General features: G+C 63.3%; 14 protein-coding genes. 1 reads left to right on the top strand and 13 read right to left on the bottom strand.

Going from position 1 to position 13,271, the window contains the following annotated elements; genetic code table 11:
* Positions 1–2 precede the first annotated feature (2 nt).
* From VGN68_RS03645 to VGN68_RS03600, 10 genes are all read right to left on the bottom strand, one after another.
* The gene (locus VGN68_RS03645) at positions 3–2,186 is read right to left on the bottom strand and encodes a prolyl oligopeptidase family serine peptidase (protein WP_052182327.1); all 2,184 of its coding nucleotides are present in this window, start codon (positions 2,184–2,186) and stop codon (positions 3–5) included.
* Positions 2,176–4,713 carry a TonB-dependent receptor gene (locus VGN68_RS03640; RefSeq protein WP_052182326.1) on the bottom strand — a complete coding sequence of 846 codons (2,538 nt, stop codon included), beginning with the start codon at positions 4,711–4,713 and terminating at the stop codon, positions 2,176–2,178. The genes VGN68_RS03645 and VGN68_RS03640 overlap by 11 nt, the downstream gene beginning before the upstream one ends.
* 97 nt (positions 4,714–4,810) lie before the next feature.
* Positions 4,811–5,800, bottom strand: coding sequence for a FecR family protein (locus VGN68_RS03635; RefSeq protein WP_037556225.1), 990 nt, complete (start codon positions 5,798–5,800; stop codon positions 4,811–4,813).
* Positions 5,797–6,354 (bottom strand): RNA polymerase sigma factor, encoded by a 558-nt coding sequence (locus VGN68_RS03630; RefSeq protein WP_197411487.1) that lies wholly within the window; start codon positions 6,352–6,354, stop codon positions 5,797–5,799. Before VGN68_RS03630 ends, VGN68_RS03635 begins: the two co-directional genes overlap by 4 nt.
* A 305-nt stretch (positions 6,355–6,659) precedes the next feature.
* Positions 6,660–7,271 carry a GntR family transcriptional regulator gene (locus VGN68_RS03625; RefSeq protein ID WP_037556223.1) on the bottom strand — a complete coding sequence of 204 codons (612 nt, stop codon included), beginning with the start codon at positions 7,269–7,271 and terminating at the stop codon, positions 6,660–6,662.
* On the bottom strand, positions 7,268–8,146 hold the full coding sequence (locus tag VGN68_RS03620) for a phytanoyl-CoA dioxygenase family protein (protein ID WP_037556221.1): 879 nt from the start codon (positions 8,144–8,146) through the stop codon (positions 7,268–7,270). The genes VGN68_RS03625 and VGN68_RS03620 overlap by 4 nt, the downstream gene beginning before the upstream one ends.
* On the bottom strand, positions 8,143–8,769 hold the full coding sequence (locus tag VGN68_RS03615) for an acyl-homoserine-lactone synthase (protein ID WP_037556220.1): 627 nt from the start codon (positions 8,767–8,769) through the stop codon (positions 8,143–8,145). The genes VGN68_RS03620 and VGN68_RS03615 overlap by 4 nt, the downstream gene beginning before the upstream one ends.
* Before the next feature lie 99 nt (positions 8,770–8,868).
* Positions 8,869–9,624 carry a LuxR family transcriptional regulator gene (locus VGN68_RS03610; RefSeq protein WP_231729159.1) on the bottom strand — a complete coding sequence of 252 codons (756 nt, stop codon included), beginning with the start codon at positions 9,622–9,624 and terminating at the stop codon, positions 8,869–8,871.
* A 278-nt stretch (positions 9,625–9,902) separates the two neighbouring features.
* The gene (locus tag VGN68_RS03605; RefSeq protein ID WP_037556217.1) at positions 9,903–10,808 is read right to left on the bottom strand and encodes a nucleotidyl transferase AbiEii/AbiGii toxin family protein; all 906 of its coding nucleotides are present in this window, start codon (positions 10,806–10,808) and stop codon (positions 9,903–9,905) included.
* Positions 10,801–11,418 carry a type IV toxin-antitoxin system AbiEi family antitoxin domain-containing protein gene (locus VGN68_RS03600; RefSeq protein ID WP_037556215.1) on the bottom strand — a complete coding sequence of 206 codons (618 nt, stop codon included), beginning with the start codon at positions 11,416–11,418 and terminating at the stop codon, positions 10,801–10,803. Before VGN68_RS03600 ends, VGN68_RS03605 begins: the two co-directional genes overlap by 8 nt.
* 129 nt (positions 11,419–11,547) lie before the next feature.
* Between VGN68_RS03600 and VGN68_RS03595 the strand changes: the two genes are divergently transcribed.
* Complete coding sequence (locus tag VGN68_RS03595; protein WP_257545241.1) at positions 11,548–11,673, top strand: hypothetical protein; 126 nt, start codon at positions 11,548–11,550, stop codon at positions 11,671–11,673.
* Between the two features lie 22 nt (positions 11,674–11,695).
* Here VGN68_RS03595 and VGN68_RS03590 read toward each other — a convergent pair whose 3' ends face one another.
* The 3 genes from VGN68_RS03590 to VGN68_RS03580 all read right to left on the bottom strand — a co-directional run.
* The gene (locus VGN68_RS03590) at positions 11,696–12,343 is read right to left on the bottom strand and encodes an SOS response-associated peptidase (RefSeq protein WP_037556213.1); all 648 of its coding nucleotides are present in this window, start codon (positions 12,341–12,343) and stop codon (positions 11,696–11,698) included.
* Between the two features lie 28 nt (positions 12,344–12,371).
* Complete coding sequence (locus tag VGN68_RS03585; RefSeq protein WP_037556211.1) at positions 12,372–12,884, bottom strand: hypothetical protein; 513 nt, start codon at positions 12,882–12,884, stop codon at positions 12,372–12,374.
* Between the two features lie 11 nt (positions 12,885–12,895).
* On the bottom strand, positions 12,896–13,271 hold a 376-nt coding region (locus tag VGN68_RS03580; protein ID WP_327473947.1), incomplete at its 5' end, for a hypothetical protein.

The following is a 13,271-nucleotide window of genomic DNA, read 5'->3' as shown; positions in this document are numbered from 1 at the left end:
GGCTATCGCCGCTCGGCGCCTCGCGTCTGCACACACCTTGTTTTCCATTGCGCCGCCATTTTCGCCCAGCGGTCGAATGCGCCTCTGTCATCCAGATCCCGGTCGCGCCGATCGCGAAGCCAGAAGTCGAACCACGCCAGATTCTCTTGCATCGCGCGCAGCCGATTGGAGGGGATGTGAAACAGATGGGTCTCATCGGTGGCGGTGGTCTCGCCAGGATAGAGACTGATCTGCGCAGGAACCTTTGCTTCGCGCAGCGCGGCGTAGAAATCGATCGCTCCCGCAAAGGGAGAAGCCATTTGCTGAAGGACCGGAGCACACGCCCTATCGGCACGGAGCGAGGGCGACAGCTGGCGATAGGCGTCGAGGTAACGACCTGAAGGTGGGCCGCCGAAGACGGCGTGATACCCGTCTTTCGGATCTGAATAGGATGCGGGTTCAAGATAATTCCCGTCCCCGCTGGAAGCAGCGCGAAACATCTCCGATTGGGTCATCGCGACATTCACCATCTGCGATCCCCGACTGTACCCGGCAATGCCAATGCGGTCGGGATCGACAATGCCTTCGCTTGCCAACTCGGCGATCGCGTCTTCAAAACTATAGACGCCGTTGATCCAGATCAGCTCGCGCAGCTTTTCGGGACCGAGTGTGCCTGGGCCGCCCGACCATATCATATAGGCGTGCCAAAGCTCAGCCTGCTGCCGAGCCGAGGGGTCGTTCATGAGAATGACGACATATCCGCGCTCGGCGAACAGCTGAGCGGGGTAGTTCCATTGCAGATCGACGTTCGCGAAGCGCTCGTCCGCATCGCTGCCATGAGTGATGATGATCGCCGGGTAGCGACTGCTTGTCTGGTAATTGCGAGGCCAGACGATGAATCCGGTCGATCGGTAGCCGAGCCGGTTTGTCCATTGATGCGGCGTGACGCGCAACGGTGCGATCGAATCATGAGCAGCGGAGAGCGGAGCGATGGCCTGCACGCGCCCGTCTTTCGGTTCGACACGGACGAACCGTGGCGCCTGGTTCAGCCCTTCCTCGACGCAAATGCCCCACGCGAGATCCTCGCGAAAGTCGCAGGCCGTCAAGCTGCCGGGGCGGATCAGCGACGTTGCGTGCCGACCGGTAAGCAAAACCAACCCGTACCGTGGATGCGAGGTCGTTCGCACCCCCAGCAGCGCGCTTAGCCCATCCCCCGAGAGCCAATTTCCTGCCGAACGCGGGTCGCCGATGTAATAGGGCTGGCGACCATAGTGAGTTTTTCGGCCATCGGTGTGCGTCTCCGTGAGGGCAAGCGTCCTGCCGAAACCCTCGCTTGCAAGAGTTCCGCCATTCGGGCCGCGCACCAGACCGATCGCCGGAAAACCCGAACTTTCCTGAATGGGCCGGCTGGCGTTGGTGACAAAGCTCCAGGAAAAGGTCCCGATGCCGTCGGCCCGCTCCGCATCGGATTGCTCTAACTGGTAGCGCGGCCCTTCGTCGGTCCATTCGACATGGCCGCCATAATAGAAAGCAAGCCGGTCGCCCGATGGCCGCGATGCGACCAGCCAGTCTTCGCCCGTCGCCGACCGTATGCGCAGTTCTACGATCGCCCGGACCGGCGCGCGACGCCGATTGCGCTGGCTAACCACCGCGTCGTCGATGGCAACATTGGCCGGTTCCGAACTTGGCTTTAGCGTGGCGTACCAAAGCCATTGTCCGTCGGGAGACCAGTCGTGATATAAAATCCCGATCCGGCGCGGCGCACCGCTTCGCACGGCGAACAGCGCGCCTTCGGTCTGGCCGACGGTAACCTTCGCATCGCGCACCAGCAGCGGTTTGATCGTCCCTTCGGCGTCGAGCGCATAGAGCTGAAGCTCGTCGCCCCGATCTAGCAGTAGGCTCCAGCCCGTGCCGTTCGGCAACGGTCGGAGCTGCTCTGCGCTCGCCGCGCGCAGAATCTCGCGCGAGGCGCGCGAGCGCAGGTCAAACAGATGAAGAATTGAGACGGTCTCATTCTTTTGGAGATCCGCTCGCCGTTCGAGATAGGCGAGCGACTTGCCGTCGCTCGCCAAGCTCAATTCGAACTCCGCCGGGACGGTCACCACATCTTCGAGCGTCCAGCGCCGACCTTCCTCCGCGACGGCCGTCCCGCTGTTAGCGAGACCGACCAACAGAAGAAGCGGCCATAGGCGGATGCTACCAGTCATGCCGAACCGTGACGCTCAGGAAGCGGCCAATTGCTGACCCGTTCGTCGTGTCAAACGGAGCATCGAAAGGCGAGGTGGTGAAGATCGGCTCCGGCTTGCTGTTGAAGACATTCTGTGCGCTCAGCGCAACTTCCGTGCCTGCGCCGAGCCGCAATCGGCCGGTCAGGTCAAGCGTTGTCGATCCGCTAAGTTTGATGGCTGCCGGACGACGATTGTCCGTGACGCTCGCGCTGTGATTGAGAAAGGCCGCGAGCGAGAAGGCCTTGTCGCTCAGCGTGAGCCCGCCGCGCGCCCGAAAATGCGGCGGGCGGAAGATTGTTCCCGCGAGGTCGGTCACCGGCAGGCCGGGAAGCAATTGCTGACTGCTGTCGAGCCAGGTGGCTCCGGCGTTCAGGCTCAGCTGCCGGTCGCTGCCAAGCTGGGCATCATATCGTACCGCGATGTCGACGCCGCGATATTTCTGCCGCGCGATATTGCGGTCGCGAGCATCGAGGAAGGCGACGACGCGCGCCGGGTCGTAGGGAGACCCCGTAATGTTCTGGAGCCCGCCATCGGCACCGGCGAAGATGGTGTCGAGCAGGGCCGGCGCAGGATTTAAGGTAACGAGATCAGCAAAGATCGGATTGTTCAGAACCCCGGCGCCCGAGGCGAGCGGCGGCGCAACGCGATCCTTATAGTCGATCCGAAAATAGCTTGCCGAAACCTCAAGACCATGGAGCGGTTTCACGGTCGCGCTGAAGGTCCAGTTTTCGGAGCGTTCAGGCTCGAGCTGGTCGTTCGGCCCGAGAGCATAAGCGACGGTCGAACCAGCGGGAAATCCCTGGCCGAAGCCGCCGACCGGCACGAGCAGCGCAACATAGCCGGAATATTGTTGATAGAGCGTCGGAAGTTTGAAGGATTTGCCCCATGACACCCCCAGCCGGACCTGCTCGACCGGATCATAGACGAAGCTCAGCTTCGGGGTGACGATGTCGCCGGAGTCCGAATAATCCTCATAGCGCAGCGCCCCGGTCAGCGAAGCGCGGTGCGCAAAGGCCAGATCCTGATCGGGGTCCGCGATCGGCAGTAAAAGCTCGCCATAGGCGAAATGATTGCGGCGCGAGCGTGAAAAGCTGCGGGTTCCGATTTCGGATTTGAAACGGTTGGTGCGATAGCCGCCGCCAAAGGCCAGTCGCGCGGGGCCCGCGGGGAGCTCGAACAGCGACCCCTCCAGTCCCGCCTCCACCGCGATATTCCGGTTGAAGAAGTGCCGCGCGGTGGCAGTGCTCGGCGCGCCGCCGCTGAAGTTCTGGCTGATGCCATCGGTCGTGTCGGTGCCGAAAAACGCGCCCGCTTTCAGCTTCCAATTGGCCGACAGTGCGGCCGACAGCGTCGGTGCGACGCCAAATGTTTCGAACTTGGTGCGCGCCTCAAGCCCTGAGTTTCGGAGCGGCTGAGCGACCGTGAAACCGGTCGCCGACTCCATCCTTCCGCGCTTGTAAATAAGATCGGCAGCCAGGGTGACGCCGCCGCCAAGCGACTGGTGACCGCTCAGCAGAACCGCGTGTCGGCGAAGGGCAGGGAAGAGCGTCGAATCGGGGTTGTTGGCGAAGGCATAGCTGCGATCTTTCGCCCGGATCGCGGTACCGTGCGAATAATCATAGGCCGCGATGATGCCGCCGTCCGACCAGCGCGATCCGCCGAGAAGATTATATTGGTGCTGGAAATTGCCGCCGTCGGTCGAAAGGCCGAGCCGGGCGCTGGTCGATACGCCCTTATAGTCGCGCTTGAGAAGAATATTGACGACCCCGGCGACCGCGTCGGCGCCGTAGATGGCCGATGCCCCATCGGCCACGACCTCAACGCGGTCGACCGCCGCGATGGGAATGGCGCTGACGTCGATCACCGAATTGACGCTGCTGTAGGCAAAGCGATTGCCGTTGATCAGCGTCAGTGTCGCATTGGGACCGATACCGCGCAGGTTGAAAGTCGATGCGCCATTGGCGTTCACGTTTTCATTCGCGGCGCCTTGCGAATTTCCGATCCCGGGATTCTGGCCGCCGCCGAAATTCTGCGGCAAGCTGCGCGCCACCTCGCCAAGATCGGCATGGCCGGAGTTGCGGATGTCTTCCGAGGTCACCCGGATCACAGGGGTTGCCGTGGGCGCGCCCGTGATCCGTGACCCCGTCACGACAATCGGCTCGGCCTCGGTCGCGGCGGCATTTTCGGCGGAGGCGAGTCTGGAAATGACCACCGAGCCGACCTCGAACCTTGCGGTGAGCCCGCTACCTTTGAGGAGCGCCTCGATTGCTTCGCGGCTCGTCAGCTCGCCTTTCAACGGCGGCGCAGTCTTTCCATCAAGATCGCGCGACGATGCGTAGAGCTCGATGTCGGCAATCGTGGCAGCGCTGCGCAGCGCGTCGTCGAGATCCTGCGCGGGCATATCGTAGGGCTGGCGCTGTTGCTGCATGGCCAGCGCAACCGTAGGTGAAAAACAGGTGGCACTGCCGACCAGCAGCGCGACCAGCGAACGGGACTTCTTCAACATTATCACTCCCCCATTTCCTCGGCCGTGCTTCAGGCAGGCGGCCAGTGGGGGTGCGTTGACGGGGCGAAGGGGAGCCCCTTAGTCTTGGGTGAAAAAATTATCGGCGGCGAAGATGGATGGCTCTCGCCGTGCGTTCGACCCTGAGACCGAACAGGGTTGCGATCCGTTCAGCGAAAGCATCGGTCTCGCTAAGATGGAAGCGGCCGGAAACCTCAAGCGCGGCGCTCGCCGCATCGTCGATCACGATCGGGATGACGGCATAGCGATTGGCCTCCGCAACCAGTCGGTCGAGCCTTATCGAACGATATTCGGCCCAGCCTTCGGGCCAGTTTGCGGGAATGTCAGACGCTTGGGCCATACCGAACTGCAACTTGCCATCACGCCGATAGGTCAGCGTCTTTCCCTGTGACAACGCGGTCGCAGGACCGGTTTTGGCGTCTGCGCGCAGGCCGGCCTCGCCGCGCCGGAGGGCCGCACTGACCGTTCCGGCCTCGTCGAGGCTAAGGTCGATCTCGGCATCGTTCGCGATTGCTGCGCCTGTCCCGGCGTCGATATGGAGCGGTTTAGCTTGCTTGGCGATGGAAAGACGGACCCTGCCCTTTACCAAGCGGACGCTGCGGTCGCCGTCTCCGAACGCGACGTCCAGCCGGCTGTCGGTATCAAGCGTCGCGCGCGAGCCGTCGGCAAGCCGGAACGTGCGGATCTCGCCGCGCTGCGTAATCAGGGGTTCGGCGGCGCGCGCGGTGGACGCACTGCCGGGCTGGCCGGGAAGGGAGGCGCCTCCAGCCCCGAATGCTACAATCAGCAGCGCGATTGCGGTCGCGGCGGCGCCCCATGGCAGCCAGCCGCGAACCCGGCCCCGCCGCGCTTCGGCATGGCTTGTTCCGTGGCGCTGCGAGGTCTTGAGAACCGCCATGGCCGCCATGCGGCGTTCGGCGCGGCGGTAGGCTTCGCCATGATCGGCCGATGCGAGGAGCCACGCTTCAAACTCTCCGCGCAGCGCGCCGGCGTCCTCGCCGCGCATCTTGATCAGCCACGCCTGCGCGACCTCATCGACGGGATAGTTGCCGCCGCTTGTGCTCGTCATCGGCCGCCGTCCACCAACTTTGAAATCTGACCGAGCGCTTTCATCATATGATATTCCACCGTTGCGATGCTGATGCCCAGCAGTTCGTGTATCTCGCGATAACTGAGTTCGTCCACCCGGTGCATCAGGAAAACGCGGCGCGTTTTTGGCGGCATGGCGTCAACCGCCGTTTCATACAATCGCAGCAGGTCCGCGGCTTCGAGGTTCCACTCCTGCGCCGCAGGCGTCGCGCCGTCGCGCTCCTCGCGAAGCGGAAAGAAGATCGCCCGCGCGGACTTCTGGCGCCGCGCGCGATCGATAAGGAGATTTTGGGCGATGCGGCGAAGAAACCCGCCCGGATTGATGAGCTGGTGGCGCTGTGCGCTCCCCGCGGCGCGAGCAAACACTTCCTGCACTAGGTCCGGTGCTTCCTCGGCTCCTGCTTTGCGGCGAAGGAAATGGAAGAGCGATATGCGATGGGTCCGATATATCGCGTCCAGATCGTGCCCGGCTTCTGGACGCTCATCGGCCGAAGGGGGACGATCGGCCGGATGGGCATGGCAGGCCGAGGACACCGAAAAGGGGTGACGCGGCGGCGCACGGTCGCCGCAGGTACAGGAAGACACGACAGAAAATCCCGGAGGCACGAACGGGACCAGCCGGCATTCGCCAGAGACCCGTCTTCCAGTGCTGTGCCGCCGTTTGGTCGCTCGCGCGAACCATGGACCGGTTGGGCCGCCGGTCCGGTCAGGGACTGGCGCATATGATGCCTGGCGAAATATTCCGCGCAGGAACTGCCAGCGATGCTCCTGCGCCGTCGAATCATGTCAATTGTAGGCGGCGCTGACAAGCAAAACGTCACTCCCATTTCGGCCAGCGATCATGGCTGTCGACCCGGATGGCCGGCGAGCGTTCGGGCGTAGCTGGCCGCTTCACGCGCGCGCCGCTCGTGATAACCGAGCAGGAGATTGCGAACCTGCGCTTGCGGCTCTGCATCGGCGAAGGCGATCGCGATCGCGTTATACTCTGCGTCGATGTCGGCAAGGATCATCGCGTCGAAATGACGCGATAGCTGAAGCCTGTCGCCGATCGCTGCGATGCTCGCGACGATCTCGCTGTTCGCCGAGCGCTCCGCGATCGCCAGGAACAGGTCCGCGATGCGGTCGGGATAGGGCTGGTCAGCGGGGACCGAAGTTGCCGAGCCTTTTGGCGCCGTCGCAAGCGCCGCGAGCAGCAAGATCAGGTGCAACTCGAGCAGGTCGCGAAACTCGGTTTCGGTCAGCCGATGAACGTGAAAGCCCTCGCCCGGTGCGAAATCGACCATCCGCTCGCCATTGAGCCGGTAGAGACTGTCGCGAACCGGGGTAACGCTGACCCCGAGATCTTCGGCGAGACGGGCCGCTTCGATCCGGGTGCCGCTAGCCCATTCTCCGCTCATCAGCTGACGCTTGATCGCCTCATAGGTCGGCTCGAACACGTGTGCCGGGCTCATTTTTCGTTCCTTTCCGCAGCAGCGAATTCGGACACGGCGTCGGCCTGGTCGGTACGGAGCGCGTCGATCGCGCCGATATGCGCCGGCCGTTCGTCTTGCAGCAGGATCGATGGGCATTGCCCTTCGTAATTGCCGAGATTCGGGCGGTGCTGCGCATAGCCGGCGAGCGCGGCCAGTTCGGGAGGAAACGTCCGGGCGACCTCGGGCGGATAGGCGAGCCACAAATTCTCATAGGGCTTCAGCCATCCCAAGCTGTAGCTGACGAGCACGCCGCGCCGGACCTCTTGGCTGAGGTTCGAGCCCGCCCCATGCGCAGTCGATCCCAGAAAGCATATCGCCGCGCCCGGCTTGCCTTCGGCGAAAATGGGTTGCCCAAGATCAGATTTCGCCATCCCCTTCACGCCGTGGCTCTTCGGAAAGATGCGCGTTGCGCCGTTTTCTTTTGTGAAGGGTGTCAGCGGCCAGAGGACGTTGACGAGATATTCCTGGGTGCCGTCGGCGCCGCGCCACATATCCTGGTCGCGGTGCGGGAACTGCCGCACTTCGCCCGGATGGATTTCGATCGCCTGTGTGAGGTTGAGCTGGATCCGGTCGCAGCCGGTGCCGAGAATGGTCTCCACGGCAGAAAGGATGAGCGGGTTGAGTACCAGTGCGGCCATGTGCTCCGATCGCTTGAGCAGGCCGCCGAAGCGCTTTGTGCGGCGGCCGTAGAAATTGCCTTCACAAAAGGGCGTCGCGGCGAAGATGGGGTCGAGATCCCTTGCGAGCGCATGGACACGCGCGACCGCCTCGTTGCGAATTATGCAATAGCCTTTGCGGCGCAGCTCCTCGAAGAGCAGGCCAGGCAGATCGGCTTCGGTCAGATCCTTTTTCATCGCCCCGCCTCCCCGCCTTCTTCGAACTTGAGGACAAGCGGCGCATAGGTGCCGGTGCGCTGCAATCCGGGGAGCGTATCCTCGTCGATCGCTATGCTGAGGGCGACTATCCGGCACGCGCTATCCCGGTGAACGGGACCCAGCGTGCGGCATGTCCAGCCAAATTTGCTGATCGTGTGATACCAACCGGCTTCTGCGACACCGACATATTCGCCTATGCCGTGGCGGAGAGCATAGTCCGCCAGCGCGGTGACCAACTGGTTGCGCGCGTCGCGGCGCTCGGTGGGCGTTTGTCCGGGGTCGAGGCAGAAGCGACTGATCTCCCACACGCCTTCACCGGACGGCGCCCCGTCGGCGCAAAGATGCGAATAGATGTCGCCGAGCAGGTGCGGCGCCGTGGTTGGCAGCAGCCGCGCCGACGCCCGGTGGCGCAGATCATCGGGATCGAGCAGGATCAGGTACCGCGCGTCCGGGGTGTCGAATTGGTCGAGCTCGAAGCGGCCGTCGAGGGCAGGCAAATCCCATTGCAGCTTGTCGATGAAGACCTGCTTGCGGGCGGCGAACATGGCGCGAAGCGCCGCATTCCCGGGCGCATCCTGCGCCCGCGTGGATTGAGTGATCATGATGGTTCCTTGGCTTGTCGGTGCCAGGATCAGACCATCATTCCCACCGCGCGGCTATGCCCAGAAATGGGCAATCCCGGGACGATTTATGTGCGAGCGTCAGAGCGGGCGCCACCAGTCATAGACATCCGAAAAGCCGATGACGCCGTCGAACAGGGCGCAGAGGATCAGCATTTGCCGACAAGGCACTGAATAGCGCTCGCGCGCGATCTTGAGATGACGGACCACGGTCTCTTCGCTGATGCCGAGGATGCTGGCGGTCTCGCCAGCAGTCTTGCCGCGGGCGGACCAGAGCACGCATTCGCGCTGCCGCTCGGTCAGCGCCGCCCGCGGAGTATAGGAGCCTGTCCCGATGAGCTGCCGCGCCGCGGCGAGCGCCACGGCGCCGACGATCTCGGCGGCGTGGAGCATCTCGAGCGGGATCCTGGCATTGGGAGCGACGGCAAAGGAGCAGCTTCCGGTCGCTTCGCCAGGCAAGTGCCGCGGCACCGTGAAGCCGTCGCCGATTCCGCTCTCGCGGGCGACCTTCAGCAACTGCCGGTCACCGCGAGAAAGCGGGATGTAGTGATCGACATTGCGCCATTGAAAACCCGTCATGGATTTTTCGCCGGCGCGCCGGATCGGGTCGGTGCCGCTGAGATCGAAGCCGACATAGACATTCGCCCAGGCGTCGGGATAATTATGCACGAGCATCGATGCACCCTCGCCGCCGCCGCCGCGGCGATCGAAGGCGAGCGCGAAAAGATCAAATCCCATGCGGTCGGCGGCGTTCGACAGGGCGGCAAAGAGCCGTTCTTCCTTGTCGGCGCCTGATATGTCGTGTGCGAGTTCCTCCGTCAGATTAAAATGCTTCACGTCGATTCATCGGCCGCCGACGCGTTCCCGACCCGTCCGCCCGCGATCCGCTCCATGGCTCATCGCTCCCGTTTCCTCTCCGGGAGACAATGAAGTTGGACAAGCTGCGCGATGGTCCTCGCACTGCGGCGGGCGGGTGATACCTCAGCCTCTATACGCAATGCCGATCGCCTCTTCGGTGTAACGACAGGAAATCACCTGATAAAGCGGCTTGGTGCACCAATCGGACCCAGATTGACACCTAATGCCTTAATACGCCGACCGCGGCGGAGCCGGCGTCACGCACCGGCGGCATCTGGAGTCGAAGTGGCGATCGAAACGTCATGGGCAAGCAGTCGTTCGCAGCTCGGCGCGACAAGGCCCCAGACCGCGTCGATCACGGCGGAGAATGTCACGCCTTCAAGCTCAAGGCTCGCGGCATAGGCATCCCATTGCCGCCGCTTGTCGCCGTCTTCGAACATGGCAGCCGAGAGCCCCGGCGGACGGTCAGCCGGGATCGGCGTGCCGCGTCGATCGAATGTCGCCGCAAGTGCTGCGTCGAGCGCTTGAGCATTGATGTCGCAGGCCTGCGGAATCGCCCAGAGGTCGTAGAAATCCTTCATGCGACCATTGGCGATCCCGAGCGCTACCATCGCCTGAAATTTCTCTGCGATGACGCTTGTCGGCGAATAGGTGCGGATCTCCGGATCGGGAAAGTCCAGCAGCGTCGCGAAGGAAGTCGGCGGCGCCGGATCCGAGAGGGCGTCGCCAAAGCCGAGGTCGATCGTGATCGGGATGCGCGTTCGTTCGAGAAAGGCGGTCGTTGTTAGCCGCATGCCGCCATATTCGGCTCCCTCGCGGATCGGCCGCGCGGTGAGTGCGTCGATATCGAAAGTCAGCCCGTCAGCCGCCTCGATTTTCATGATCGCGCCGAAATCCGCTATCAGCCGTTCGGCGCTTGCATCGCCGAAGGCGAGAAAGTCGGCGTCGCGGGTGACTCGATTATCGTCTTCGAGCCAGAGCGTGACGAGAAGACCGCCTTTGAGAATGAACTGGTCCCGTAGCGGCGAGAGCGACAGTCGGTAAAGCAGGCGCTCGAGCGCGAAGCGAACGAGCAGAACGTCGAAGGGCTGACGCTCCTTGCGCGCCAATTGGAGCAGCCGGTCCTTGACCGAGGCTGCCAGATTGACGGGTGCCTTAGCCATTGAAGCTGAGCGCCTCGAGATAGGGCTGCATTCGCTTCCAGACCCCGCCCGCTGCCGCGGCCTCGGCGATGTCACCGGGACTCGTCTTGCGCTGGTCGAGCGCTGCGCGCAGACTCTCGACCGCAACCGAGCGATCGACGAGGCGCGGATTACGGAACAGGTCGGCCAGCGTTTTGGGAACCGAATAGATGGGAACATCGACCCCGGCGACCTTGTGATGCTCGATCCCCTGGCGTCGATATTTGTCGGCGAGGCGGACGATCCGGACAGGCGGATAATCGATGACCGGTGCCCAGTCGCTGGGTCCTATTGCTACCCAGACCCGCCGCGGCATCTGGTCGGTGAGCCCGTGGAAAGCGAGCGCCGATACCATGGCGATAACCCCGTTCGGGATGCGCTTGGTGATTTCGGCGAGGCCTTGGTCGGTGTCGATCGGCGCGCCGTGAAGCTGATAGAGTCCTCGCGCGATACGGTCGATGTCGCCACTGTCGACCGCGCGAGCGATGGTTTCGGGTGCCACGCCTGCGGCGCGTAGCTCGCGCGCGCGCAGGATCGGATGCGCGCCAAAGAGCGCTCGAAGCGTCTCGCCTTGCGTTATCGATGTGTGCATGTGACAAAACCTCTAACTTAAATGCGATGTATCATAGGTTTTGTCACATGTCATGCAATGATTATGGCGTTCGGAGATGGCCCCGATTCCACTATTTCCTACATTCACCGGTCATGGCATGCCGGTCAGATGGATCAGGAACCGAAATGGAAATCGCGCGCGCTGGCGATCGAATTCTGGTTCGCCGCTGTTCTCGTCGGCGGCTCCTTCATTGCCGGCCTCATCGGCGCGATCCGGTCGCTATTCGGCGGGTGACGTCGCCCCGCTATCCAGCTTCTCAAAGGAGCGTCGGGGCATACGCGCTCGGGGGCTTGCGGCTGAACCACGGGACGTCGGTCCGCTCAACCTCCAACCGGCTTGCCGGATATTGGGTAACGAGCTTCATTGCCTCCTCAGCCGAAGCTTGCAGCCAGGCGTCATGATCGGCGGCGTGAAGAATGACCGGCATCCGGTCGTGAATGTCGAACAGCTCCTCGGTCGCATCGACCATCACCATCGTATAGCAATCGCCCCACTCGTTGGTCGGACGCCAGAGCCCGGCGCAGGCGGCGAGCGGCTGGTCGACGACGCTTAGCCAGGTTCGCGTCATCTTGCCCTTCTCGCCTTCGGCTTCGGCGAAGGCCGTGATCGGGATCAGACAGCGCTGGGCGGGATTGGTAAACCATGTTCGCCAGAAGGTCATCAGCTTGTCGTCGCGGGCATTGTTGACGGGCTTGGGCTTGCTCGTCGGTTTCATATGCTTGAGCCGCACCGGGAAGCCCCAGGTCATCGACTGGAGCGCGCGCGTGCCCGCGTCGTCACGGACCACAAATCCTTGTCCGCCGGGATAGACTTCGCCGGGTTGCGCATTGGTGAGCGGACGCCGCGCACCGAACGCCGAGGCCACTTCGGCGACCGAAGCCTTGAGGGTCACGAGATTGCACATGGCGGCGAGTCCCCTTGGGTGGTTTCGGTCAGGCCGCGCCGAGCATTTCGTCGAAATTCTGCTGGATCGGCGGCATGATGCTGAAGCTATTCTTGGGGAAAGGTCGCAACATGTCCAGCGGCGGCCGCGCCCCCATCAACCAGTCGAACCAGTCCTCGGGGCGGACCACGCCGACGTGGCGATCCTTGTGCGGCGCCAGATCGTCATAGGCCGGGACGGTGAGCACCGCGAAGCTCTCAGGCCACAGGCGGTGCGCCGGACGCCAGACCGCTGCGATGCAGAAGAAAGGCTCGTCGCTGATGAGGCTTGCGGCGTAGATCGTCTTGCCGCGCTTCACGAGGCCGAACTCATTGGCGAGCAGCAGACAGGGGCGATCAATGATCGCGGTCTCGGACTTCAGGAGCGGGATCTGGAATATATCGGCATCGCGCGAGGGCAGCCCCCACAGCATCTCCTTCTCGCATTCGCGCTGGCCGTTCCACACCATCACGCGGTGGAGCTTGCCGATGCCGACCAGCGCGTCGTCCGTCTCGATATCCATGAACTCAGTCCTCAGGCGCGGAAACGGCTGAGCGCGCGCTTCCATTCGCGTTCTTCGGGCATCGGCAGGGCGATGTCATCGGGGCTCGGGTCGACGAGCTCGATCCGCACCGGGCGGACGCGCTTGCCCGTCCGCGCGCCGCAGCGAACACACCAGAATTTCTGGCACGCCTTGACGAGATTGCCGTCCCACATCCTGCACTCGAAGCGCCACCAGATCCCATAGGGATTGAACGTCGCACTATGCCCGCAGCGGCAAACGGGCTTGATCGCCCGAAACCAGGCCGCGGCCTCGAAGACATGCGTGGCGCGATGCTGTCCGTCCTTTGTCCATCCGCCCACGTCACAGGGAGAGTCCAAGCTGGTCGGGGCTTGCGGGCTCCGCGCC

This window comes from Sphingopyxis sp. (assembly GCF_035998965.1).
GTDB lineage: Bacteria > Pseudomonadota > Alphaproteobacteria > Sphingomonadales > Sphingomonadaceae > Sphingopyxis.
Note: the sequence above shows the minus strand (reverse complement) of the source record. Positions and strands in the feature narration are given on the sequence as shown.